The 22,372-nt window shown below is 67.1% G+C and carries 23 protein-coding genes, 1 tRNA gene and 1 pseudogene; 6 read left to right on the top strand and 19 right to left on the bottom strand.

Annotated elements, in window-relative coordinates:
• The first annotated feature begins 91 nt into the window (after positions 1-91).
• Both J4O73_RS19635 and J4O73_RS19630 read left to right on the top strand, forming a co-directional pair.
• Entirely contained in the window at positions 92-1,921 is a 1,830-nt protein-coding gene (locus J4O73_RS19635) for an ATP-binding protein (protein WP_426220098.1), read from the top strand.
• Positions 1,922-1,923: 2 nt separating this feature from the next.
• The gene (locus J4O73_RS19630; protein WP_426220096.1) at positions 1,924-3,597 is read left to right on the top strand and encodes a putative bifunctional diguanylate cyclase/phosphodiesterase; all 1,674 of its coding nucleotides are present in this window, start codon (positions 1,924-1,926) and stop codon (positions 3,595-3,597) included.
• 156 nt (positions 3,598-3,753) lie between these two features.
• On the opposite strand, the gene J4O73_RS19625 is transcribed toward J4O73_RS19630, so the two are convergent.
• The 7 genes from J4O73_RS19625 to J4O73_RS19595 form a co-directional block, all read right to left on the bottom strand.
• The gene (locus tag J4O73_RS19625; RefSeq protein WP_426220094.1) at positions 3,754-3,942 is read right to left on the bottom strand and encodes a putative motility protein; all 189 of its coding nucleotides are present in this window, start codon (positions 3,940-3,942) and stop codon (positions 3,754-3,756) included.
• A gap of 118 nt (positions 3,943-4,060) precedes the next feature.
• Entirely contained in the window at positions 4,061-4,948 is an 888-nt protein-coding gene (locus J4O73_RS19620; protein ID WP_426220092.1) for an NAD(P)-dependent oxidoreductase, read from the bottom strand.
• Positions 4,939-5,961, bottom strand: coding sequence for a transketolase family protein (locus J4O73_RS19615; RefSeq protein ID WP_426220090.1), 1,023 nt, complete (start codon positions 5,959-5,961; stop codon positions 4,939-4,941). Before J4O73_RS19615 ends, J4O73_RS19620 begins: the two co-directional genes overlap by 10 nt.
• Positions 5,958-6,809, bottom strand: coding sequence for a transketolase (locus J4O73_RS19610; protein WP_426220088.1), 852 nt, complete (start codon positions 6,807-6,809; stop codon positions 5,958-5,960). Before J4O73_RS19610 ends, J4O73_RS19615 begins: the two co-directional genes overlap by 4 nt.
• A 13-nt stretch (positions 6,810-6,822) precedes the next feature.
• Positions 6,823-7,557 carry an SDR family NAD(P)-dependent oxidoreductase gene (locus J4O73_RS19605; protein WP_426220141.1) on the bottom strand — a complete coding sequence of 245 codons (735 nt, stop codon included), beginning with the start codon at positions 7,555-7,557 and terminating at the stop codon, positions 6,823-6,825.
• Between the two features lie 131 nt (positions 7,558-7,688).
• The gene (locus tag J4O73_RS19600; protein WP_426220086.1) at positions 7,689-8,585 is read right to left on the bottom strand and encodes a LysR substrate-binding domain-containing protein; all 897 of its coding nucleotides are present in this window, start codon (positions 8,583-8,585) and stop codon (positions 7,689-7,691) included.
• A gap of 56 nt (positions 8,586-8,641) precedes the next feature.
• On the bottom strand, positions 8,642-10,324 hold the full coding sequence (locus tag J4O73_RS19595) for a methyl-accepting chemotaxis protein (RefSeq protein WP_426220084.1): 1,683 nt from the start codon (positions 10,322-10,324) through the stop codon (positions 8,642-8,644).
• Between the two features lie 322 nt (positions 10,325-10,646).
• Here J4O73_RS19595 and J4O73_RS19590 point away from each other — a divergent pair, with 322 nt between their 5' ends.
• From J4O73_RS19590 to J4O73_RS19580, 3 genes are all read left to right on the top strand, one after another.
• Entirely contained in the window at positions 10,647-10,922 is a 276-nt protein-coding gene (locus J4O73_RS19590; RefSeq protein ID WP_426220082.1) for a PilZ domain-containing protein, read from the top strand.
• A gap of 218 nt (positions 10,923-11,140) precedes the next feature.
• The gene (locus tag J4O73_RS19585) at positions 11,141-11,806 is read left to right on the top strand and encodes an Arm DNA-binding domain-containing protein (protein WP_426220080.1); all 666 of its coding nucleotides are present in this window, start codon (positions 11,141-11,143) and stop codon (positions 11,804-11,806) included.
• Positions 11,807-11,868: 62 nt separating this feature from the next.
• Positions 11,869-12,042, top strand: coding sequence for a hypothetical protein (locus tag J4O73_RS19580; RefSeq protein WP_426220078.1), 174 nt, complete (start codon positions 11,869-11,871; stop codon positions 12,040-12,042).
• A gap of 575 nt (positions 12,043-12,617) precedes the next feature.
• Here J4O73_RS19580 and J4O73_RS19575 read toward each other — a convergent pair.
• The 6 genes from J4O73_RS19575 to J4O73_RS19550 all read right to left on the bottom strand — a co-directional run bounded on the left by J4O73_RS19575 (position 12,618) and on the right by J4O73_RS19550 (position 18,103).
• Positions 12,618-13,412, bottom strand: a complete 795-nt coding sequence (locus J4O73_RS19575; RefSeq protein ID WP_426220076.1) for a hypothetical protein — start codon at positions 13,410-13,412, stop codon at positions 12,618-12,620.
• Between the two features lie 888 nt (positions 13,413-14,300).
• The gene (locus J4O73_RS19570) at positions 14,301-15,422 is read right to left on the bottom strand and encodes an MFS transporter (protein ID WP_426220139.1); all 1,122 of its coding nucleotides are present in this window, start codon (positions 15,420-15,422) and stop codon (positions 14,301-14,303) included.
• A gap of 49 nt (positions 15,423-15,471) precedes the next feature.
• Positions 15,472-16,767 (bottom strand): arsenic transporter, encoded by a 1,296-nt coding sequence (locus J4O73_RS19565; protein ID WP_426220074.1) that lies wholly within the window; start codon positions 16,765-16,767, stop codon positions 15,472-15,474.
• A 31-nt stretch (positions 16,768-16,798) separates the two neighbouring features.
• A complete protein-coding gene (gene arsC, locus J4O73_RS19560) occupies positions 16,799-17,224 on the bottom strand; it encodes an arsenate reductase (glutaredoxin) (RefSeq protein WP_426220072.1) in 426 nt (141 codons plus the stop codon).
• Complete coding sequence (locus tag J4O73_RS19555; protein ID WP_426220070.1) at positions 17,224-17,751, bottom strand: arsenate reductase ArsC; 528 nt, start codon at positions 17,749-17,751, stop codon at positions 17,224-17,226. The genes arsC and J4O73_RS19555 overlap by 1 nt, the downstream gene beginning before the upstream one ends.
• Positions 17,744-18,103: an ArsR/SmtB family transcription factor gene (locus tag J4O73_RS19550; protein WP_426220068.1), complete on the bottom strand. Its 360-nt coding sequence runs from the start codon at positions 18,101-18,103 to the stop codon at positions 17,744-17,746. The genes J4O73_RS19555 and J4O73_RS19550 overlap by 8 nt, the downstream gene beginning before the upstream one ends.
• A 50-nt stretch (positions 18,104-18,153) precedes the next feature.
• On the opposite strand from J4O73_RS19550, the gene arsH reads away from it, so the two are divergent.
• Complete coding sequence (gene arsH / locus J4O73_RS19545; protein WP_426220066.1) at positions 18,154-18,900, top strand: arsenical resistance protein ArsH; 747 nt, start codon at positions 18,154-18,156, stop codon at positions 18,898-18,900.
• Between the two features lie 198 nt (positions 18,901-19,098).
• Here the strand turns inward: arsH and J4O73_RS19540 are convergent, their stop codons facing one another.
• The 6 genes and pseudogenes from J4O73_RS19540 to J4O73_RS19515 all read right to left on the bottom strand — a co-directional run bounded on the left by J4O73_RS19540 (position 19,099) and on the right by J4O73_RS19515 (position 22,364).
• Positions 19,099-19,713 carry an NIPSNAP family protein gene (locus J4O73_RS19540; protein WP_426220064.1) on the bottom strand — a complete coding sequence of 205 codons (615 nt, stop codon included), beginning with the start codon at positions 19,711-19,713 and terminating at the stop codon, positions 19,099-19,101.
• A gap of 250 nt (positions 19,714-19,963) precedes the next feature.
• Positions 19,964-20,650, bottom strand: a complete 687-nt coding sequence (locus J4O73_RS19535) for an SDR family oxidoreductase (protein ID WP_426220062.1) — start codon at positions 20,648-20,650, stop codon at positions 19,964-19,966.
• Between the two features lie 265 nt (positions 20,651-20,915).
• A complete protein-coding gene (locus J4O73_RS19530; protein WP_426220061.1) occupies positions 20,916-21,380 on the bottom strand; it encodes a VOC family protein in 465 nt (154 codons plus the stop codon).
• A 271-nt stretch (positions 21,381-21,651) separates the two neighbouring features.
• A pseudogene (locus J4O73_RS19525) lies at positions 21,652-21,918 on the bottom strand (transposase); the annotation flags it as partial.
• 41 nt (positions 21,919-21,959) lie between these two features.
• A complete protein-coding gene (locus tag J4O73_RS19520) occupies positions 21,960-22,175 on the bottom strand; it encodes a DUF6538 domain-containing protein (RefSeq protein WP_426220059.1) in 216 nt (71 codons plus the stop codon).
• A 99-nt stretch (positions 22,176-22,274) separates the two neighbouring features.
• Positions 22,275-22,364 (bottom strand) — tRNA-Ser (locus tag J4O73_RS19515).
• Between the last annotated feature and the right edge of the window lie 8 nt (positions 22,365-22,372).

The following is a 22,372-nucleotide window of genomic DNA, read 5'->3' as shown; positions in this document are numbered from 1 at the left end:
CATTGTGTTTTCCGAATTTGTCTGCGTGGCGTTGTTTGCCGCCGCTTCCCAGCGGGCACACGTCCTGCCAGGGGCTCAGAGGATGTTCGGAATGACAGGCCCGTCCGATGACAGCGCCCAGGCGGGGCGAATCGGGACGGTCGCATCCATCGACGGCATGAAGGTGAACCTCGCCCTGGAGGCGTGGAACGGGCGGCCGAACCAGCGGGTGACGGTTGGCCGGTTCGTCCGCGTGAGGGCCGGGGGCGCGATTCTCGTCGGCATCATCACCACCCTCGCCTCGACCGGAGACGGTCGGAGCATCACGGGCGCCGTCGCGGGGCTCGACCTCCTTGGTGAGATCCTGTCCGAAGGCGGGGCCGAGCGGTTCCGTCGCGGCGTCGCGCGCTATCCGGCCATCGGCGACGAGGTCGACCTGCTGCCGCCCGCCGACGTGCGCGTGGTCCACCGGGTCTCCGGCACCGGCTCGGTCGCGGTCGGCACGCTCTATCAGGATCCCGAGACACCGGCCTGCCTGAAGATCGACGACCTCCTCTCGAAGCATTTCGCGGTGCTGGGGGCGACCGGCGTCGGCAAGTCGAGCGGCGTCGCCGTGATCCTCGACCGGGTGCTGGCCGCACAGGATTCGGTGCGGGTCTTCCTCCTCGACGTACACAACGAATATGCGTCGTGCTTCGGGGATCGGGCGAATATCGTCACCCCGCGCAACCTCAAGCTGCCGTTCTGGCTGTTCAACCTCGAAGAGATCGCCGACGTCATCTATGGCGGGCGCCCGCCGATCGATGAGGAGATCGATATCCTGGCCGAGGTGATCCCGCTGGCCAAGACCAAGTACCTCCAATACCGGGAGGCGAGCGACCGGCAGCTCGTGAAGCGTGGCCTCGGCAAGAATGCCGGCTTCACCGTCGATACGCCCGTTCCGTACACGCTCCAGGACCTGACGCTGCTCATCGACGAGCGGATGGGCCGCCTGGAGAACCGCGCGTCGCGGATGCACTACCACCGGCTGATCTCGCGGATCGAGACGATCCGCAACGATCCGCGCTACGGCTTCATGTTCGAGAACGCCAATGTCGGCGGCGACATGATGGGCGAACTCCTGGCCCACCTGTTCCGGCTGGAGCCGGACGGGCGGCCGATGACGATCATGCAACTCGCGGGATTGCCGACCGAGGTGGTCGACGCGGTGGTCTGCGTGCTCTGCCGCCTCGCCTTCGAATTCGGGATCTGGAGCGAGGGCGCCGTGCCGCTGCTCCTCGTCTGCGAGGAGGCCCACCGCTACGCGTCGGCCGACCGGTCCGTGGGGTTCACCCCCACCCGCCGCGCCCTGTCGCGGATCGCCCGGGAGGGCCGCAAGCACGGCGTGTTCCTGGGTCTCGTGACCCAGCGTCCGGCCGAGCTCGACCCGGCGATCATCTCCCAATGCAGCACGCTCTTCGCCATGCGGATGACGAACGAGCGCGACCAAGCCTTCCTCGCCGCCGCCGTCTCGGATGCGGCGAACCTTCTGGCCTTCGTCCCCTCGCTGGGGACGGGCGAGGTGATCGCCTTCGGTGAGGGCGTGCCCCTGCCCGCGCGCATGACCTTCTCGCAACTGCCCCCGGCCCGCCAGCCGCGCAACGACGTGAGCGGCCGCGACGCCGACGAGGGCCGGATGACGGTCAACGGCCCGTCCGTCGGGGCGGTGGTGGAGCGCTGGCGCGCCGCCACCATGAGCAAGCCCGCTGGCCTCGAAGCGGACGGGATGATCGCCGCGCGCCTTTCCCGGGAGCCCGCCGCCGAGCCTCAGGGCAACGGCCCCGCCCTGGATCAGGCCCATCGCCGCCTGCTGCGCCGCCCCCTCGAAGCGGGCGACGTCCCTGCCCCCGCTCCGGCCGAGGGCGGCAACCGCCTTGTCCGAGCGCTCTGGCAGCAGGGCTGAGCGTGGCCCCCTCCGCCCCCCAGAGCCAGAGACGCAACCTCCTCGAGGCGGCCATCCAGGCCCTCCCCGTGGGGATGGTCGTTCACGATGCGCAGGGTCACTGCATCCTGGCCAACGCGCTCGCGCAGGACCTCGCGCCCGAGGCGACACTGGACATGCCCGCCGACCTCGCCGCCCCGCACGAGGCCAGGGTCGTGGCCGACCTGGGCGAGCGGGTCGTCGAGGCGCAGGCGCGCAAGCTGAGCGTCGACAGCGAGACCTTCACCCTCACCACCCTGCTCGACGTCACGCAGCATCACCGGATCCAGCGCGACCTGATCGGCCGCGCCTATATCGACGTCCTGACCGGGTTGCCGAACCGCCTGATGTTCGAGCAGAGCATCGAGGAGGTGATCGCGCAGGCCACCCCGGCGGACCGCTTCGCGCTGGCCTTCATCGACCTCGATAACTTCAAGCACATCAACGACTATTACAGCCACGCGGCGGGCGACTCGCTGCTGAGGAAGGTGGCCGAGCGGATCCGGGGATCCCTGCGCCCGAGCGACATGCTCGCCCGCCTCGGCGGCGACGAGTTCGTGCTGCTCCTGAACCCGGTGACCGACCGGGACGCGACGCTCGCCTGCGTCGCCGGGATCTCCGAGCGGCTGAAGCAGCCCTTCTTCATCGATGGGCACGAGATCTTCGCCTCGGCCTCCATCGGCCTCAGCCTCTATCCCGACCACGGCACCTGCTACGAGACCCTGCGTCGGCAGGCCGACAGCGCCATGTACCGGGTGAAGGGCAGCGTGAAGGGCGGCGTCAGCGTCTTCGAGGAGGCGATGAGCCAAGCCGCCACCGCCCGCATGGCGGTGGAGCAGCGCCTGAGGCTCGCCATCCGCGACCGCTGCTTCTGCTGCGCCTTCCAGCCCAAGGTCGACATGCGCACCCACGCGGTGAAGGGCGTAGAGGTGCTGCTGCGCTGGCGCGACGAGCTCGGGGTGATCCAGGCGCCGGGCGATTTCGTGGAACTCGCCATCGAGCTGGGGCTCATCAACGAGATCACCCTTCAGGTCCTCGCCGAGACGGTGCGTGCGATCCCCGACCTCGACGACATGTTCGGGCCCGACGTGACGGTCAGCCTCAACATCGCGGCCAAGCAGGCCTGCGACGTGCCGTTCATGACCGCCTTCTGTGAATCCCTCGGACGCACCGGCCTCGCCTCCCGCTTCATCCTCGAACTGACCGAAGAGGCCTTCTTCACCAAGGGCCGGTTCCAGCGCGAGGTTCTGCCGCGCATCCGCGAGATCGGAGCGCGGGTCTCGATCGATGATTTCGGGGTGGGCTATTCCTCCCTGGCGGCGCTCGCGGAGATCACGGCGGACGAGTTGAAGATCGACCGCTCGTTCATCATGGACATCCACAAGCGTCCGCGCAGCCAGATCGTGCTTAAGGCCATCGAGTCGCTCGGGCTGGCGCTCGGCATGGCGGTCATCGCCGAGGGTGTCGAGACCTACGACGAGGTCGCCTATCTGCTCGGCGCGACGCAGATTCGCTGCGCGCAGGGCTATTACTACGCGCGGCCGATGCTCCTCGAGCAGATCCGTCTGGAGGCGAAAAGCCCCGTCCAGGAGCGCAATGTGGATCGCCAGCGCCGCGTCGCCACGTTCCGGCAGTCGCCGATGCTCCGGCACGGGTGAGCGCCCACGCAGGAACGGCAGGCCGGGCGGGATTTCAGATCCCGGGCGTCCCTCTCCGGAATGCCCCGGCCCATGCGCGTCATGGGCCTGCCGATACCGGGATCGCGCGCGGCCGGACCGTACCTGCCTCCCGCGGATCCGAGATCCCGGAGGGCTTCAGGCCTTGATGTCGACGAGTTGGCCCTGGCCGGGAGGGGCCGGGGGGGAGGCCGTCGCGGCGGTCTGGGCCACGAGGGCGGCCACGGACTTCTGGGCGTCGATCTGCTGCCGGGCCACCGCCGTCCCGACGGACTGCGCGAAGGAGCCGGCCTGCATCTGAACGGCTTGGGTCGCGATGCTGGTCATGCCTCAAGGTTAGAGGACCATTCGTAAAGGTTCACCCAAGAATCAGGGCGACCGAATTCTTAAGATGACAAATCGAAAGCCCATCAGAGCCTGAGGCCGGCACCGGAACCAGTGCCGATCAGGGCCGGGGGCCGTTGAGCGCGCGGTAGGCCCGCACCACCTGGCTGTCATCGAGGGAGCCCTCCCCCCGGCCGGAGGTCGAGAGGAAGAGTTGATGGGAGAGGCTCGCCAGCGGCAGCGCGGCCTTGGCCCCACGTCCGGCCTCCAGCACGATGCCGAGATCCTTCACGAAGATGTCGACGGCGCTGGTGACGCGGGGCTCGTCCTCCAGCATCCGGGGTCCCCGGTCGCGCAGCATCCAGCTCGACGCGGAGGAGCCCGACAGGATCTCCAGCACCACGGCGAGGTCGACACCGACCCGCTCGGCGAGCGACAGGGCCTCGGCGGTGGCCGCGATGTGGACGCCGCAGAGCAGCTGGTTCACCGCCTTGACGGTAGCCCCCTGCCCCGGCTCCGTGCCGACGTGGAACACCTTGTCGCCGAGCCGGTCGAGGACCGGGCGCAGATGCGCCAGGACGTCGGCCGGGGCCGCCGCCATGATGGTGAGCGTGGCGGCCTCCGCCCCCACGACCCCGCCGGAGACGGGCGCGTCGATGAAGCGGCGGCCGGTCGCCGTCACGCGGGCGGCGATGTCGACGACCGCCTGCGGCGGGCAAGTCGCCATCAGCACCACGGTGGCGTCCGGGGTCAGGGCCTCCAGGGCGCCCTTCGCGAACAGCACGTCCTCGGCCTGGGAGGCGTTGACCACCATCAGAAGGATCGCGTCGGCGTCCGCAGCGGCCTGCCTGACGGTCTCGGCCTTCCCGCCCCCGGCGGCAGCGAGCGCCGCGCGGCTCTCCGCCCGGATGTCGTAGCCGCGCAGATCGAACCCGGCGGCGGCGAGGTGCCGGGCCATGGGCATGCCCATGGCGCCGAGACCCACGAAGGCGATGCGGCTCAGAGCCATTCCCGGATGCTCCGTGTCATGGCGCCAGTAGAGATGCCGTAGCGATCGTGGAGCGTCGGCAGGGCGCCCGCGTCGAGGAACTCGTCGGGAAGGCCGATCTGCCGGAAGCCGCGTTCCGGCATCACGCCATTCCGCATCAGGAGCCCGGCCACCGCCTCGCCGAGACCGCCGATCACCGTGTGGTTCTCGGCCACCACCACGAGACGCCCGCCCTTGCGCGCCTCGGCCAGGATGGTCGCCGCATCGAGCGGCTTGATCGTCGGGACGTGGAGAACGGCGACGTCGATCCGGTCGTCACCCAGCGCCTGCGCCACCTCCAACGCCCGCATGGTCATCAGGCCGGAGGAGATGACGAGCACGTCCCGCCCGTCGCGGATCGTCTTCGCCTTGCCCCACTCGAAGGTGTAGCCGTATTCATCGAGCACCAGCGGAACGTTGCCGCGCAGGAGCCGCAGGTAGACCGGCCCCTGATGGGCGACCATCGCGGGCACGGCCTGCCCGATCTCGTGCGCGTCGCACGGGTCGATGATCGTCATGTTCGGCATGCCGCGGAAGATCGCGACATCCTCCGTCGCCTGATGGCTCGGGCCGTAGCCGGTGGTCAGCCCCGGCAGGGCGCAGGCGATCTTGACGTTGAGGTTCTCCTCCGCGATCGCGAGGCAGATGAAGTCGTAGGCCCGGCGCGCCGCGAACACCGCGTAGGTGGTGGCGATGGGCGTGAAGCCCTCCCGCGCCAGCCCCGCCGCCGCGCTCATCAGCAGCTGCTCGGCCATGCCCATCTGGTAGAACCGGTCGGGATGGGCTTCAGCGAAGATGTGCAGGTCCGTGTACTTGGCGAGGTCCGCCGAGAGGCCGACGAGATCGGGGCGGGACTTCGCCAGCTCCACCAGGGCATGGCCGAAGGGTGCCGCCTGGGTGCGCTGGCCGGGCCCGGCGAGGGATGCGATCATCGCCGAGGTCTTCAGGCCGCCGCCCTGACGCGGCGCGGGCTTCTCGTATTTCGAGCGCCTCATTGGCCCCTCCCCTCGTCCAGGATCGTCAGCGCCTGCTGCCACTCGTCCGGCTCGACGCGCAGGAAGTGATTGCGTTCGCGCTGCTCGAGGAACGGCACGCCCTTGCCCATCCTCGTGTCGCAGATGACGATCCGGGGCTGCGGCCCCTTGTGGTTCCGGGCGGCATCGAAGGCCGCGACCACGGCCTCGATGTCATTGCCGTCGACCCGTTGGACGAACCAGTTGAAGGCTTCGAACTTCGGCGCCAGCGGCTCGAAATCGAGGACGCCGCGCGAGGCGCCGTCGGCCTGCATCCCGTTCACGTCGACGATGCCGATGAGGTTGTCGAGCCTGTGCGAGCCCGCCGACATCGCGGCTTCCCATGTCGAGCCCTCGTTGAGCTCGCCGTCGGAGAACAGGTTGTAGACGAAGCTGCCGGATTGCTTCCGCTTCAGCCCGAGCGCCATGCCGACCGCGATGCCGAGCCCGTGGCCGAGCGATCCGCCGGTGATCTCCATGCCCGGCGTGTAGGCGGCCATGCCCGACATCGGCAGGCGGCTGTCGTCGCCGCCGTAGCTCGTCAATTCGTCCTCGGGGAGAATGCCCGCCTCGATCAGCGCCGCGTAGAGGGCGATGGCGTAGTGACCGATGGAGAGACAGAACCGGTCGCGGCCCTCCCATTCCGGGTCCTCCGGCTTGTACCGGAGGGCGTGGAAGTAGCTCACCGCCAGCACGTCGGAGATGCCCAGCGCCTGGGCGATGTAGCCCTGGCCCTGGACCTCGCCCATGAGCACGGCGTTGCGGCGGATGCGATAGGCCCGCTCCCTCAGGGAGACGTTGGAGCCCGCATGGGATGGTTCGGCCGACATCGATGCCTTCCAGTCAGTGGATGAGCATGCCGCCGTTCACGTCGATCACCGCGCCGGTGATGTACGAGGACAGGTCGGAGGCGAGAAACAGGCAGGTCTTGGCGACGTCATCGGCGACGCCGAGGCGCCCCAGCGGGATGCCCTTGGCGATCTCGGCCTTCAGCTCGGGGGTGAGCTTGTCGCCGGTGATGTCGGTCTGGATCAGGCCGGGGGTGACGGAGTTCACCCGGACGTTGTCGGGGCCGAGTTCGCGGGCCATGGCCTTCTGCAGGCCGAGCACGCCGCCCTTGGCGGCCGAATAATGCGGCCCTCCGAAGATGCCGCCACCGCGCTGGGCCGAGACCGAGGACAGGCACACGATCGAGCCGGATCGCTGCGCCCGCATGGCGGGAATCACCGCCTGGCTCATGTAGAGGGTGCCGCGCAGGTTCACGTCGGTGACCGCGTCGTAGTTCTCCGGCCCGATCTCCATGATCTTCAACGGCTGGGTGATGCCCGCATTGTTGACCAGCACGTCGATCCGGCCGAACCGGGCCAGAGCCTCGTCGGCGGCCGCCTGACAGGCGGCCTTGTCGGTGACGTTGCAGGCGAGGCCCAGATGCCCGGCGCCGATATCGCGGGCAGCATCCTCGGCGAGACCTTCATCGAGGTCGAGGATCACGATCCGCGCGCCCTGCGCCGCGAAGAGCTTGGCCGTCGCCTTGCCGATCCCGCGTGCGGACGCCGCGCCGGTGATCACACAGACCATGCCGTCGAGCAGTCCCACCCTGTCCTCCCGGATGTTTCGTCGTGCTTGTGTTGCACGAAGACTGCGCCGGCCCGCCGGGGCCTGACAAACGCGAAATCAGCAATCGCAGATGAATCCGGCTCAACCGCGACTCACGCCAGGGCCGGATCGAGCGGGATCTCGAGTTCCCCCGCGAGCCAGCGCGCGAAGACGCGCAGGGGCGCCCGGCCGCGGGAGGCGGCCGGAAAGACGAGGTGATGGCCGACATAGCGCAGGTCCGTCGCCCGGCCCGCGAGGGGCGCGACAAGGCGCCCGGAGGCGAGCTCTCGCTCGGCGAGGCGGGTCGATTCGAGGGCGATGCCGAGCCCGTCGGCGGCGGCGACCAGCGCCAGGAAGCTCCGGTCGAAACGCAGACCCGCCGTGGCGGGCACGGCGAGGCCATTCGCCTCGAACCAATGCGGCCAGCGCCATTGCTTGTTGTCGCTCTGGATCAGCGTTCGGCCCACGAGGTCTGTGGCGCTGGCGATGGTGGCCGCGCGGGCCGGATCGCAGAGGGGGGTGAGGATCTCCTCGCCCAGCGGCATGCGCACCACCCCCTCGCCGCGGGGCGGCCCGTAGACGATGTCCGCATCGAAATCGTCGTTGGTGAAGCGGGCATAGTCCATGCCCGCCGCGAGCCGCACCTCGATGCCGGGATGCTCGCGCAGGAACCGGGCGAGGCGCGGGGTCAGCCATTGCGCGGCGAAGCTCGGGGCGCAGTGCAGACGGAGCAGTTGCGAGCCCCGGCTGGTGACGAGATCAAGCCCCCGGTCCAGCACCTCGAAGGCGCGTCCGGCATGATCGAGCAGGGTCTCGCCGGATGGCGTGAGATCGACGCCCTGGCCGGTGCGCGCGAACAGGGCGATGCCCAGCCCCTCCTCCAGCTTGCGGATGGCGTGGCTGATGGCGCTGGTCGAGAGCCCGAGTTCCTCGGCCGCCGCCTTGAACGAGCGGCGCCGGGCGGCGGCCTCGAAGATGCGGATCGCGGAGAGGGGGATGACCGGGCGCATGCGACCAGTGTTCGCCGCCGGATGGCCCGGCGGCAAGGTGCCCCGCTCGCGCCCCCTTACGCCGCGCGCACCGTGGCCAGGAAGCGGCTCATCTCGTGCGCGAGCTGCTCGGACTGGCGCGACAATTCGGAGGCCGCGCCCAGCACCTGGGTCGCCGCCGCGCCGGTCTCCTCCGCCGCGCTCGCCACGCCCGCGATGTTGTCGGTCACCTCGCCCGTGCCGGTGGCGGCCTGGGTCACGTTGCGCACGATCTCCTGGGTGGCCGCGCCCTGCTGTTCGACGGCGGCCGCGATCGAGGTCGAGGTGGCGCTGATCTCGCGGATCCGCTGCGTGATGCTGCCGATGGCCGCGACCGCCTGACCGGTCGAGCCCTGGATCCGCCCGATCTGGACCGAGATATCCTGGGTCGCCCGCGCCGTCTGCCCGGCCAGTTCCTTCACCTCGGCGGCGACGACGGCGAAGCCCTTGCCCGCCTCCCCGGCGCGGGCCGCCTCGATGGTGGCGTTCAGCGCCAGCAGGTTGGTCTGCCCGGCGATCGAGGAGATCAGCCCCACCACATCGCCGATGCGCTCGACGGTGCCGCTCAGTTCGTGGACCAGCGCGCCGGTCTGGTCGGCATCGGCCACGGCCTGCCGGGCGATGGCCGCCGAGCCATCGACCTGGCGGCCGATCTCGTGAACGGACGAGCCCAGTTGCTCGGCCGCCGCCGCGACGGTGGTGACGTTGCTGGCGGCGATTTCGGCCGCCGCCGCGACCGCCGAGGATTGCGCGGCCGTCTCGGCGGCGGTGCCGCTCATCGCGCCTGCCGTCGCCTGAAGTTCAGTGGCGGAGGACGAGACCGTGCCGATGATGCCGCCCATCGCGGCCTCGAAGCTGTCCGCCAGCTGCCGCATGCCGATCTTGCGCTGCTCCTCGGCGGCGAGCCGGGCTTGCGCCGTCTCGGCTTCGAGGGCACGCATCCGGAGCAATCCATCCTTGAAGACCTGGATGGCGGCGGCGATCGTCCCGATTTCGGTCCTGCGGCGATGCTGCGGGACCTGCGCGTCGAGGTCGCCGGCCGCGAGCGCCGTCATCGGGCGCACCACCGAAGCGATGCCGCGGGTGACGCCGCGGACGATCACGAAGGCCAGGGCGGCGCACATCAGCAAGCCCAAGGCCAGGACGGCGACGACAAGCTGCCTCACCCAGGCGTAATCCTCACCCGCCTGGACGCGCGACGCCTCCGCGCCACGCGCGTTGAGCGTCACGAGGTCCTGGATGGCCTGGGTCGCCGCGATCTGCAATTCGTTCAGCTTGCCGCCCAGGATCTCCAGCGCCTTGGCCTGATCGCCGTCGCGGGCCAGGGCCATGACGGGCTCCACCTCGGCGTGATAGGCCGCCCAGGCCGCCTTCAGCTTGTCGAAGGCCTGCCGCTCCTCGTCCGAAGAGATGAGTCCGTCATACTGGCCGAGCAGCTTCTTGATCTTGGCGCCGAGGTTGCCGACCAGGGCATCCATGCGCAAGCGACCGCCTATGCTGTCGGCCGTGACCTGCCGGAAGCTCGCGACGGTGTAGCGGGCGAGCGTCGTGTTGATCTCCCCCGCCCGCTGCTGGCTCGGCAACCACTCGGTATGAACCTGCTCGAGGCGAGCATTGACGGAGGCGGTCGCCGTCAGGGCGACACAGCCGAGGCCCAGCAGGAGCAGGGCCGCGACGCTGAACGCCGCGATCAACTGCGTCCGGATCGAGAAGCGATGCATGCGCTGACGTTTCCTAGAGGCACTGGCCTTGTTGTTGGCTTGAACCCGCCGTCTCACAGCATCGTGATAAATGATTAAAATATGATCGCCCCGACGGCAGCCTATCGACTGCGATCGTTCCATCGTTCGACAATGAACGCACCGCGCTGATCAAGTAAGACAGTACAACGTCCGCGGGAATTTTTGCGGCCGACCTCGCACTCGCTCAAGCCACCCCATATGGATGTCAAACAATAATCCGGAGGCCAAATACAGTCGTTTTCAAATGTTTAAGCCTTCCATTGTACACCCCATCGCATCAGGGGCCAAATGATCAAAGCCTATGCTTAACAGACGCGCAAAAGAAAGGGCACAAATCGCCCTCCCGATGACGGCCGCATTCTCCAGCTCGGGCGAGTGGCCCTGCGTCGCGCTCAATCTGTCGGCGGCCGGTGCGTGCGTCGCCTTCGCGCCGGGCACGCATGTCCCTCAGTTCTTCGAGCTTCGCGTCAGTGCGAAGGCCAAGCCGCAAACGGTCCGCGTGGTCTGGAGACGCGGCCACACGGTCGGGGTCGGCTTCATGAAGGAACGGCCGTCGCCAGACGTCTATCCCGGCTGAGTCCCTACGGGCGGCGAGCAGGCCGGGGCGATGATCGGGACAGTCTAGCTGGCAGAGGGAGCGTCCGCCGTGCCGAAGTCTGAGGCGGTCAGAGCGGGTCCGACGCCGTTCGAAAAACCCTCTTGCCACACCGACACTGGCCAGCCGATTTAGGCGGATCGGTCCGAACGGGTCCGATGTGATCCGGCCCGATCTTGGTGGGGTTGGTGGTGGGGTAGATGGCACGGGCGATCAACCGACTCTCGGCGCGGACCGTCCAAACGCTCACCGAGCCCGGCCGACACGCCGACGGGGACGGCCTCTACCTCGTGGTCGATGAGGGGGGCGGAAGGCGCTGGGTCTACCTCTACCGCCTCGCGGGTCGCCGTCGAGAGATGGGGCTCGGCCCGCTGCGCACGGTCTCGCTGGCGCAGGCTCGCGACCTCGCTGCGAAGGCGCGGGCCCTGGCGTCCCAAGGGCTGGACCCGGTCGAGGCCCGGCAAGCCTGTCGTAGCAGCGCGGATCAACGCCGTCGTAGCAGCCGCAGCGGCCGAACTCGTCAGAGCCGCAGCGCAGATTTCCGCAGGGACAGCACATCAACGGGCGGACCTCTCGTCGGTGATGGAGGTGGATCCGGGGAAGTCATCGTCGGCCGCGTCGGCGTAGGAGGTCGCCCGGTCCAGTTCGGAGAGGATCGGCGCCAGGGCTTCGTCCGCGCGCGGGTCCAGCCCGTCGCGGAAGGCGCTCAGCGCGGCGTTGCCCCTACCGGCCGCCTCGCGCGCGGCGGCGTAAAGCCGGTCGCGAGCGCTGGGCTGCTGACGCTGTTCCGTCGGGCGGTTGTCCGCGTCGGTGAAGGCCGGCTCGGAGCAGGCGAGCGCTCCTCGGCCAGCGGCTTCACCGTGTAGGGCACGCGCCGGGCCTTCGTGGCCGTGAGCGCCATCGTGACCGCAGAAGAGATCCCCGACATGTGGCTGATCCGGATGCCGCCGACGGCCACGCCGCCGAACTGCACGCCGTCGTCGCGGAAGAGCGTCATCCGGCGACCGGCATAGGCCGAGCCGTCGGCGCCCCAGATCCGGAGCATGACGCGCCGCATCACTTGCCGGGCTTGTACGGCTTTCCCCTGTCGCCCTCGAAGTAGATCGCGATCGGCTGATCCGGCTCGCTCATCTTCGACCCCTTGGGTCCGTAGATATAATCGTCGCCTCTATGGACCTCAGGAACGGACCTCTAGTCTCAATGCCGTCAGCACGTCTTCGGAGGAAGTATCGCAGCCTGCTGGCACAATTATCTTGACGGCCAGCTCGTCAGTGGTGAGAGCGTTTTGCGTTGTAAGCCTATAATAAGCTCGGCGAGCGAAGTAGATCGCGTTCATACTGATGGTGGCGTAGCGGCGCCCGAGGTTCCAGCCGCGATAGACATAGAAGACACGATCGTCGGGCCGTGGCGCTCCCACGAGTGAGGGATCAGCCCCGTAAGGGCTCACCATGACGAAATAGATGGAAGCCGGAGTTAAGCAAGTGGCGACCTGCACGGTGCGATGCTGGGCAGCTGAGCGCGGTAACAGGACGCCGTCACCGAGATCAGCGGGGACGTCAGTATCATTTCTAACTACCGTGCCACTCTCCGACTGCTGCCGGTACGCGTAGATCCGCATCGCTACCGAGGCCGAGAGTAGGATGCATAGTAGAATCAGACCGCTGCGCGCCCAGAGCGTCAAGTTTGCGGGCTCAGCCGCCATTTTCGTTTTTCCACATAAAGCAGGATCGGGACGATGGCGGCCGAGACGGAGGCAAACGCCACCAACGACGAGCCAGGACCCTCATGCCAGAATTCATAGGCTTCTCGGGAGGGCAGCATCGCCAAGATGCGCGCGACGTTGATCACGACAACCAAGCAGGCGCTCATTCCAAGTGCGCGGAAGGCCCCCTGATCTGCTGCCTGCTCGGCGATCTTCAGGATGGCAAGCCAAATCAGCACAGTGAGCGAGAGGTTGTGAAAGGACGAGCAGCCTTCGAGGATCACGATCGACCAATCGCCTCCGACACTGAGGCTGGCGCCATTCAGACCGAGACCACTATGGAAGAGACGTCCGACCCTGTAGATCAAGCCCACCTCTACGACCTCGATCGTTTGGTAGGCCACCTTGAAGAGAAGCTTGCCCCAGAGTTCGTAAATAGAGAGGGCGATCCAGATCTGGCCCACGCTGGCCATTTGCGGATCAGAGCATCTACGCAGGACGATCCAAGCACCGGCAAGCGTCATGGCGAGATAGACGCTGTGCTGCTCTGGCAAGAACCAAGCGAGCGCAGCGAGTAGCATGACTGCAATGTCAAAGCATGCCAGCGACACTCGCTTGTACGGCCGGCTCAGCACCAGTGATACGATTGCTGCGGCGGCGAACATCTCGCCCACATTGAACTCAACGAGGTGCTGACTTGTCTGCGCTTCTTCGAGTAGGTGGCGCTGCAGGACGGCCGATAGGATCGTGCCGATAGAGAAGATCAGCACCGCCCAACTCGCAGCGTGTGCCGGCAGCCAAGTTCGAAGATCGGCGACACGGACCCAAAGGGATCTGAGCTCGCCGACTTGACCCGTGTAAGCCATATCGGCGCTCACAAATATTGTTAGGCGGTTATTACCTTGCGCGCGCTACCGCGCTTGCGGCGAAGGAAGGCCACGGTGGCACCGGCTAACAGGACGCCGAGCCCCGCATTAACCTCTGGCGAGGGAGCACCGCCGGAGTTGCCGCCGCCGCTGAAGAAATGACCGACGCCACCATTGCCACCGCCGATGCCGTTGGAATGCCCTGGGGTAGTACCCTTACCGTTATTTCCGCCAGAATTACTGTTTCCTGGAGCAGCAACAGCAGCAGAAACGCTGAATATTACTGCAGATGCGAGCAGAAACCCGCGGAATGGATCGGCATTCACAACTGACCCTCAATAAGCATCGCTATTTTACGATATCTATCGATACTTGAGTTAAAAATCAATAACTTGCGATGGTCAAGGTTAATTAAGTAGAATACCGTAATCGGGCGTTCGACAAACGGCTGCTCCATGAGAGGCCCAATTCACGTTGCAGCGGAATTTGGTGATTAGCGACAGCATGTGTCGCCATCCAAACGAGGGTCCGCGTTTTCAGTACCTGTGCTCGAAAGCGGACCCGCTGCAATCCACCCTACCCAGCCATTCAGAGGCGCCTACTCCCTCGACCGGACTTGGCCGAAAGCAGAATGACTGCTTCGGAGAAGGTAGCTCCGAAAAGCGGAAGACCCTCTATCGACCCATGCCGGACTATCCGCACAGGCACTTGGCCTTCCTCAAAGTGGTCGTCCGCCACTTGGCAATCGAAAGCTCGGACCAGAGGTCGAAGCGAATGACGCGGTAGGATCAGCTATCGCGCCCGCCATAGCGCTACGACGAGGCCGAGGTTGGCGAGGCTGAGGGCGAGCAACAGCCACCACAGGGTACCCGGGCTGGCGTGAGTCAGCGCGAACGCCCCAGCTGGCGGGGCGAGCGCCTGGGCGATCAGACCCGGCCGGGCCAAGCGGCCGACCATCAGCGGGTAGCGCGCCGAGCCGAACAGGGCCAAAGGTACCGTCCCCCGCGCGATCGAATAGATCCCGTTGCCGCTGCCGTAGAGTACCAGCCAGATCCCTACGCCAGGCAGCCCGAGGGCAAGCAGAGCCAAGCCGAGGGCGACCAGACCCAGGGCGGCGGTCAGCGTCCACAATGGATGGTGCCGGCCCTTGAACGACATCTCCACGATGCGGGCGCCGACCTGAGCCGGGCCGATCAGCGCCCCGTAGGAGACGGCCGACGCCAGCGCGACGCCCCGCACCTGCAGGAGCGTCAGCAGGTGCACCGACACCAGCGACATGATCGCGCCGCCGAGGATCAGCACCCCGGCGAACAGGAGGAACGCCTGCCTTTCCGCGTCGGACAGCGGTCCGGTGTCGGCCGGGTGGTGACCCGTCGCCGCTGGCAGCGTTGGGGCCTTCGGGATCAACAGCAGCACCAGCGGCAGGGTGACCGTGAGGTGCAGGCCTGCGTAGGTCAGGCATGCTCCTCGCCAGCCGACATGCGCGACCAGGAAGGCCGAGAGGGGCCAGCACACGGTGCTCGCGAACCCGCCCCACAGGGTCAGCGACGTGATCGCCGGCCGCGCTTCCGCGCCGTAGAGCCGGCCGAGAGTGGCGAACGCCGGATCGTACAGCCCGCAGCCCATACCGAGGCCGAGCAGCAGCCAGCCGGCGAGGTAGACCGGCAGGACCGGGGCGAGGGCTAGCATGGTCAGCCCGGCCGCGAGCAGGAGTGCCGCCAGCGCCAGCACCGGGCGGCCGCCGTGACGGTGGATCGCGGCGCCGACATGCGGCGAGGCGAACGCGGCGACCAGCAGGCCCAGGGACAGGCCGCCGACCACCCCGGCAAGCGGCCAGCTTGTGCTTTCCGCGACAGGGCCGGCGACGACCGCCGGCAGATAGAAGGACGATCCCCAGGTAAGGATCTGCACCATGCCGAGGGCGGAGATCACCGGCCAGCGCCGGGCCTCGGACACGGGCCGCCTACCGGGTTCCGAGCAGCGGCAGCCAAGCTGCGAGCGCCAGCAGCGTGACCAGCAGCACCGGCGGGGTGATGACCAGCCCGACCTTCATGTACTGGCCCCAGGTGATCCTTTGGCCCTTGCTGTCGAGGACGTGCAACCAGAGCAGCGTGGCGAGGCTGCCGATCGGCGTGAACTTCGGCCCGAGGTCGCAGCCGATCACGTTGGCGTAGACCATCAGCTCGTGGGTCAGCGGCGACAGGTCCGGCGCCTGCTGGATCGAGAGCGCCCCGATCAGGACGCTCGGCATGTTGTTCATGACGGACGAGAGGATCGCGGCGGCGAAGCCGGTGCCGACGGTGGCGACCCACGGACCGTGCAAGGCGAGCCAGTTCAGACCCTTCGCCAGCTCGTCGGTCAGGCCGGCGTTCCGGAGGCCGTAGACCACCAGGTACATGCCGAGGCTGAACAGCACGATCTGCCAGGGGGCTCCGGTCAGCACCTTGCGGATCGGGATGGTCTCACCCCGGTTGGCGAGCAGCAGGAGCACCGCCGCGCCGGCACAGGTGACGGCCGACACCGGCACCCCGAACGGCGCGGTCACGAAGTAGGCGAGCAGGAGCACGCCCAGGAGTGGGAACGCCGCCTTGAACACCAGTGGATCGCGGATTGCCTCGGTCGGGCGTTCCAGGGCGTCCACGGGGTAGGCAGAAGGCACGTCACGCCGGAAGTAAGCCCACAGCACCACGAGCGTCGCTGCCAGGGACACGAGGTCGACTGGCACCATCACGGCCGCGTGCCGGCCGAACGACACGTCGAAGAAGTTGGCGGAGACGATGTTGACCAGGTTGGAGATCACGAGCGGCAGGGAGGTCGAGTCCGCCACGAACCCGCAGGCGACGATGAAGGCGAGGGCCGCCGCCGGCTTGAAGTCGAGGCGGAGCAGGATCGCCAGCACGATCGGGGTAAGGAGCAGGGCGGCGCCGTCATTGGCGAACACGGCCGCGATGGCCGCGCCGAGGAGCACGACCAGGGGGAACAGCCGCCGGCCCTGGCCGCCGCCCCACCGGGCGATGTGAAGGGCCGCCCAATGGAAGAACCCGGCCTCGTCCAGCAGCAGCGAGATGATGATGAGCGCCACGAACGTGAAGGTCGCGTCCCAAACGATGTGCCACACCACAGGGATGTCACCCGGATGGATCACGCCCGTGGCGAGGGCAACGCCCGCGCCGGCCAGGGCGCTCCACCCGATCCCCAGACCCTTGGGCTGCCAGATGACGAATACGAGGGTGACGAGGAAGATGGCGAGCGCGAGCATTCGGGTGTTTTCTTGTTGGTGGACGTGAGGCTCAGGCGGCGGCGACGCGGCGGCCGCGCTCGTCCACGACACGCTCGCCGTCTTCCTCGACGAACTCGCCCTGCTGGACCGGAAGGAGATCCAACACGGCCTCGGACGGCCGGCACAGGCGCACGCCGTTGGGCGTGACGACGAGCGGGCGGTTGAGGAGGATCGGGTGCGCCTCGATCGCATCGAGCAGCTGCGCGTCGGTCAGTACCGGATTGCTTAAGTTCAGCTCTGCGAACGGGGTGCCCTTCTCCCGCAGCACGTCGCGGACCCTTAGTCCCGCTCTGTCGAGCAGCTGCACGAGCAACGCGCGCGCGGGCGGGGTTTTCAGGTACTCGATCACATGCGGCTCGATGCCGGCATTGCGGATCATCGCCAGCGTGTTGCGGGACGTGCCGCACTCCGGGTTGTGGTAGATGATGACGTCCATCACGCGACTTCCGGCCGGGGTGACGTCGCGCCGTCCTGCTGGCCGATTTCGCGGACCTTGGCGGACAAGGCGACCTGATCGAGGCTGCCGAGCGGCAGGGCGACAAAGGCCGTGATGCGGTTCTTCAGGTAGCGCTGTGCGGTCACGAACGCCCGCTCGCGCTCGATCTCCGGCCCTTCCGCAGCGGCGGGGTCCTCGATGCCCCAATGGGCCGTGACCGGCTGGCCCGGCCAGTAGGGGCAGGCCTCGCCGGCCGCGTTGTCACAGACCGTGAACACGAAATCCATCACCGCGGCACCGGGCGCGGCGAACTCGTCCCATGATTTCGAGCGCAGGCCGTCTGCGGGATAGTCGCTCTCCCGCAGGGTTTGCAGCGCCAGCGGATGCGGCTCACCCTTGGGCTGGCTGCCGGCGGAATACGCGCGGAAACGGCCCTGCCCGTCCTTATTCAACATGGCCTCAGCAAGGATCGAGCGTGCGGAGTTGCCGGTGCAGAGAAACAGGACGTTGTAGACGCGATCAGGCATGGGCAGTGTCTCCGGGCGGGCAGTTGCAGGCGGCGAGGGCCGCGACGGCCGGGGTGCAGACCTCGGGGTGCCCCTGGCAGCAGTCGCGCATGAGAAAGGCGATCAGCTCGGACATCGCCGGATAGGCGGCGCTGTAGATGATCGAACGGCCGTCGCGTCGTGAGGCGACCAGGCCGGCGTGGCTCAGTTCCTTGAGGTGATGGGAGACGGTCGCGGCGGAGACGCCGACCGCTTCGGCCAGCACGCCCGAGGCCATGCCGTCCGGGCCGGCGGTTACGAGCAGCCGCACCAGGCGCAGGCGGTGTTCCTGTGCAAGGGCCGCGAACGCGACCAGGGCTTGCGGTTCGTCCATTTTCGTTACAATCTTCAAATGACATTTTGAACGTACAAGAAAGTCGATCCTTGGACAAGCCCGCACAGCCCTTCACCGATGGTCTACCGAACCTGAGCCAGACGCATTTCGTGGTGCCAACCCGCGAGAGCGTGGAGGCAGCGACACCGTTCACGCACGCACCGCGCTTCCTGATCCTCTACGGCTCGCTACGCGATCGGTCGTTCAGCCGCTTCCTCGCTTTCGAGGCCGCCCGTCTTCTTGAAGCCATGGGCGGTGAGGTGAAGATTTACCACGCGGACGGTCTGCCCCTACCGGACGACGCGACCGCCGATCATCCCAAGGTGCAGGAGCTGCGCAAGCTCTCGATCTGGTCTGAGGGCCAGGTCTGGGTCAGCCCCGAGCGGCACGGCACCCTGACAGGGGTCATGAAAAGCCAGATCGACTGGTTGCCTTTGTCCGAAGGCAGCGTGCGGCCGACCCAGGGGCGCACGCTGGCCGTGATGCAGGTGTCGGGCGGCTCTCAGAGCTTCAACGCCGTGAACGCCTTGCGCGTGCTCGGTCGATGGATGCGGATGATCACCATCCCGAACCAGTCGTCCGTGCCGATGGCCTACACGGAGTTCGATGACACCGGCCGGATGAAGCCGGGTCCGCTCTACGAGCGCGTCGTGGACGTGTGCGAGGAACTGATGAAGTTCACGCTGCTGACCCGCGAGCGGGCCGATTATCTGGTCGATCGCTACAGCGAGCGGAAGGAGCGCGAGCCGGAGCGGCTAAGCGCGGTGGCCGCCGACATCGGCTTCGTGAAGCGCTGAGAGGGGACATGGCAAGAGAGCTAGCGCGAGGTCCGCTTGCATGCGCCTACTGTCCAGAAGCAGAACGACAGGAAACCACCCTAAGCGGTCCTCCCGCCTGCGACCCGTGCCGGTCATACGGAGGGCCAGCAACGCAATGCGAAGGCAGTCACCTTCGAGCCATCCGCAGAGCCGTGCCGAAGTGAAGGCGAGTACCATTCAGGCCAGGGGAGACGGTCCCTGTGGAAGCGCGATGGTCGAAGTTGCCTCGGCGATCTGCTCCGGGCCTCCCTTGGGCGGCCAGACGCCCGCTCCATAGGCACGGGCGCGCAACTCGGTCCGTTCCTCCAAACTCGTGAAGCCCCAGATGTGCGTGATCCGTGGCGCTCCATCGAGAGCGTACAGGTTCGCGACCAGATGCTCGGTATATTGTCGTGCCGGTGTGATAGCCGCCTCCCAACCCGCGAGCGTTGGCGGCAGCCCGCCGGGCTTCAGGTAGTAAGTCCGGAACTCGTACACCCCGCCACGGTCCCCGGGTTGGATCGGCGGCAGAAAAGGAAACGGCGCGTAGCTGTCCATTTCCAGCGCCGTCACCACGCTACCCGCATTGAACGGGTTAGCGCTCAAAAGCGCCCGGCGGCGCTCGGCAGTCATATCTTCCGGTGCCTCGAACCCGCGCAGCACGATCAGGCGACCGAGTGTTCCTATCTCGGTCCGCCAGCAGCCAAACAGTTCACCCTTGGCGCCCGCGTCGTTCACCCAGTCGTAGACGCCCTCGGATGCTCGACCGACCGCCAGCAACGGGCACGAAAGGGTCGTGAGTTCGTAGAGCATGGGTACCTCGGCACTGCACCTTCAAACCGAAAAAACGCCGTTCGTTTCAAGGGGCCTGATCTGCATCAGCCATGGGTCTGAGGCGGTGGATGGCACCACGTCCGCTTCCGTCGCAATCTGTATGAAAGCGGACCAGCCGCTGTACACCCAAAGCGGTCTTTCCGACCGCGACCCAACGCAGCCGCCCGAACCGTAATCGATGTCTCAAAAGCGGTCGTTCGCTAGTCCTCAAGCAACTCAGCTTGAGGCTCTACCAAGGCAGTGTCTCCCCCCGGTAGTCGATATAGTGAGCGCCGGGCTCGCCGAGCCGGGTCGAGATCACATCGGCAAGGCCCATGACGCTGGTGGCCACGTCAATATCAGCCTCCTCCCCGCCCATCTCGGTACGGACCCAACCCGGATGCAGGACTAACACGGAGACGGCTTCCGCCCGGTGGCGGATCTCGAAGCTGCGCGCGAGTGTGTTCAGCGCCGCCTTGCTGGCCCGGTAGGTCTCCCAACCGCCCGCCTCGTTCAGGCTGACGCTGCCGAGGATCGAGCTCATCAGGGCGAGGCTGCCGCCGGGCTTGAGGCGATCGAGGAATGTCTCGATGAAGCGGATCGGACTCACCGCATTGGTGAGATAGACCTGCGCAGCGACGGCGCGGGGCACCGCGTGCAGCGGATCATGCGCCTGCGTGGCGACGCCCGCCACCACGAAGATCAGGTCGAAGCGCTCGGAGACCAAGCGGGTGTGGAGGGCGGCGACACTGGCATCGTCGTCGATCTCGACGGTCTCGACGCGCAGGGTGTCCGCCTTCAGGCGAGCGAGATCAGGCGACGGTTTGCGTTGGGTCGCAGTGACGCGCCAGCCGCGCTTGAGGAAGGCCTCGACGAGGCCGAGCCCGAGGCCGCGGGAAGCCCCGACGATGAGGGCGTTCTTTTCGAATGGGGCCACAGTGGGTCTCCGGGATCGGTCGACCGGATTAAGGCTCGACGGGGCCCGGCGGTTTCACGACCGCGAGAGGGAGCGGGTGGGGGAATGTCCGCGAGCCCGCTTCGGGGCCGCGATGCAGGGAGCGGATAGCGTCGCCGCAACCGCGTGCGACCCGATGCGGCTGCCCGATCTGCCGTCGACGCTTCTCCCAAGCGGTCGCTCGCTGGACCCCTGTTGACATCCGACAGGGTAGCAAGCGGTTCCCCGCCCGACGCCATCAGAGATCTCAGATGGACGCTGGCGGCTGCATGAACTCGATCGTCGCGCCGTCGGGACCAACAGCGTAGATCACCCGCGTTCCGGCGCGCGCGCCGCTCGCGATCGCCTGCGGAATGCCTTGCGCCTTCCAGCCGTAGGGGGCGATCCGCACCAGGAGCGCGTCGATGTCATCGACGACAAGGGCCAGATGCGCGAACCCAGGGTCGAACGGCTTGGCTGGCGCGCTTGGTCGGTCGGGCCCCTGATACTCCAGGAGTTCGATCGTCTGGTTCGCCAGCGAAACAATTGCCATGCGCACCTTCGCCCCGTGTGCCCCGGTCACCTGACCGAGGAACTCTCCCCCCATCTCGCCCGTCCGCACAAGCCGCGCGCCAAGCCCGTCGACCCAGAACTCAAGCGCCTCGTCGAGGGACGCGACCGCGAAGCCGACATGATCGGCGCGCCGTACGTGGATACCTGTGTGTTCTGTCATGAGGGATGATCTAGCGGCAACCGGCCATTCGTCCGCAACGGATCGTGGCCGGTCCTTCGGCTATGTCCGCTTCGATGCTGGCGCTGCTCGAAGTCGGATCGACGGAAATCCACCCTAAACGGCCCTCCTGCTTGCGACCCGACCCAGCCGCCAGGGCCGCAGTTGGCGCTTCTCCAAAGCGCCCTTCAGTCTTCGACCCGGATAGGCTCACCAAGGATCCACCGCGCAGGGGTGCAGCTACGGGTCTGGCGCAACTTTGATGCTGATTGGCTCATGACGCGCCGATCAGCCGAGCTTCGAGTAGGTCGAGCTTGGCCCGACCGAACATCTGCCGCTTTACAAGCTTCAGTCGGGTGATCTGCCCCTCGGTCTGGCCGTTCGACCACGGTTGCATGAGGGACGCAGCGACGGCCGCCTTGTCCTTGAGTAAGCCGCGCGCGAACGGCGATAGAAGGCTGCGGGCTGCAGCTTCGATCCAGATGTCGAGATCAGATCGCCTTCTTTCGCGGATCATAGCTTGGAAGCGCGACAGCAGGGACCATCAACTCGCCTGCACCGAGATTGAGTCAGACCCAAAGTTCAACGCCGAAACACATCTGAGACGGTCTGCGCACCGATCCAGTCCCAGAGCAGCGCCAGCGCGACCCAGCGTCGTTCGCGGGCAGCGGTCTCGCTGTCGGTGTCGAGGGCTCTGACGAGATGCTGCTGGCCGACCTTAGCGGTGAGGTGGGCCGGAACCCTGAGCCGCACGTACCAACGGCCAAGACGGCATTGCAGGTACTCTGGGCGGCGCACCGCTGGCCTCGCTCCTCAACGGCCACGGTGACACTGTGGCACCATGTGGGTTCGAGGCGAGAGCTAAAAACTGTTTATTAACAGTGGTTTAGAGGTGATTGGCGGAGGGAGCGGGATTCGAACCCGCGATACGGTTTCCCGTATACACACTTTCCAGGCGTGCGCCTTCAACCACTCGGCCACCCCTCCGTCCGGGG

The sequence above is a fragment of the Methylobacterium sp. NFXW15 genome (genome assembly GCF_049887755.1).
Lineage (GTDB): Bacteria > Pseudomonadota > Alphaproteobacteria > Rhizobiales > Beijerinckiaceae > Methylobacterium.
Note: the sequence above shows the minus strand (reverse complement) of the source record. Positions and strands in the feature narration are given on the sequence as shown.

Bases quoted from the DNA above. Each gene is read 5' to 3' on its own strand.
- J4O73_RS19635 (WP_426220098.1), top strand. From the start codon at position 92: ATGACAGGCCCGTCCGATGACAGCGCCCAGGCGGGGCGAATCGGGACG.
- J4O73_RS19625 (WP_426220094.1), bottom strand. From the start codon at position 3,942: ATGACCAGCATCGCGACCCAAGCCGTTCAGATGCAGGCCGGCTCCTTC.
- J4O73_RS19620 (WP_426220092.1), bottom strand. From the start codon at position 4,948: ATGGCTCTGAGCCGCATCGCCTTCGTGGGTCTCGGCGCCATGGGCATG.
- J4O73_RS19615 (WP_426220090.1), bottom strand. From the start codon at position 5,961: ATGAGGCGCTCGAAATACGAGAAGCCCGCGCCGCGTCAGGGCGGCGGC.
- J4O73_RS19610 (WP_426220088.1), bottom strand. From the start codon at position 6,809: ATGTCGGCCGAACCATCCCATGCGGGCTCCAACGTCTCCCTGAGGGAG.
- J4O73_RS19605 (WP_426220141.1), bottom strand. From the start codon at position 7,557: ATGGTCTGTGTGATCACCGGCGCGGCGTCCGCACGCGGGATCGGCAAG.
- J4O73_RS19600 (WP_426220086.1), bottom strand. From the start codon at position 8,585: ATGCGCCCGGTCATCCCCCTCTCCGCGATCCGCATCTTCGAGGCCGCC.
- J4O73_RS19595 (WP_426220084.1), bottom strand. From the start codon at position 10,324: ATGCATCGCTTCTCGATCCGGACGCAGTTGATCGCGGCGTTCAGCGTC.
- J4O73_RS19590 (WP_426220082.1), top strand. From the start codon at position 10,647: ATGCTTAACAGACGCGCAAAAGAAAGGGCACAAATCGCCCTCCCGATG.
- J4O73_RS19585 (WP_426220080.1), top strand. From the start codon at position 11,141: ATGGCACGGGCGATCAACCGACTCTCGGCGCGGACCGTCCAAACGCTC.
- J4O73_RS19570 (WP_426220139.1), bottom strand. From the start codon at position 15,422: ATGGTGCAGATCCTTACCTGGGGATCGTCCTTCTATCTGCCGGCGGTC.
- J4O73_RS19565 (WP_426220074.1), bottom strand. From the start codon at position 16,767: ATGCTCGCGCTCGCCATCTTCCTCGTCACCCTCGTATTCGTCATCTGG.
- arsC (WP_426220072.1), bottom strand. From the start codon at position 17,224: ATGGACGTCATCATCTACCACAACCCGGAGTGCGGCACGTCCCGCAAC.
- J4O73_RS19555 (WP_426220070.1), bottom strand. From the start codon at position 17,751: ATGCCTGATCGCGTCTACAACGTCCTGTTTCTCTGCACCGGCAACTCC.
- J4O73_RS19550 (WP_426220068.1), bottom strand. From the start codon at position 18,103: ATGGACGAACCGCAAGCCCTGGTCGCGTTCGCGGCCCTTGCACAGGAA.
- J4O73_RS19540 (WP_426220064.1), bottom strand. From the start codon at position 19,713: ATGCTCTACGAACTCACGACCCTTTCGTGCCCGTTGCTGGCGGTCGGT.
- J4O73_RS19530 (WP_426220061.1), bottom strand. From the start codon at position 21,380: ATGACAGAACACACAGGTATCCACGTACGGCGCGCCGATCATGTCGGC.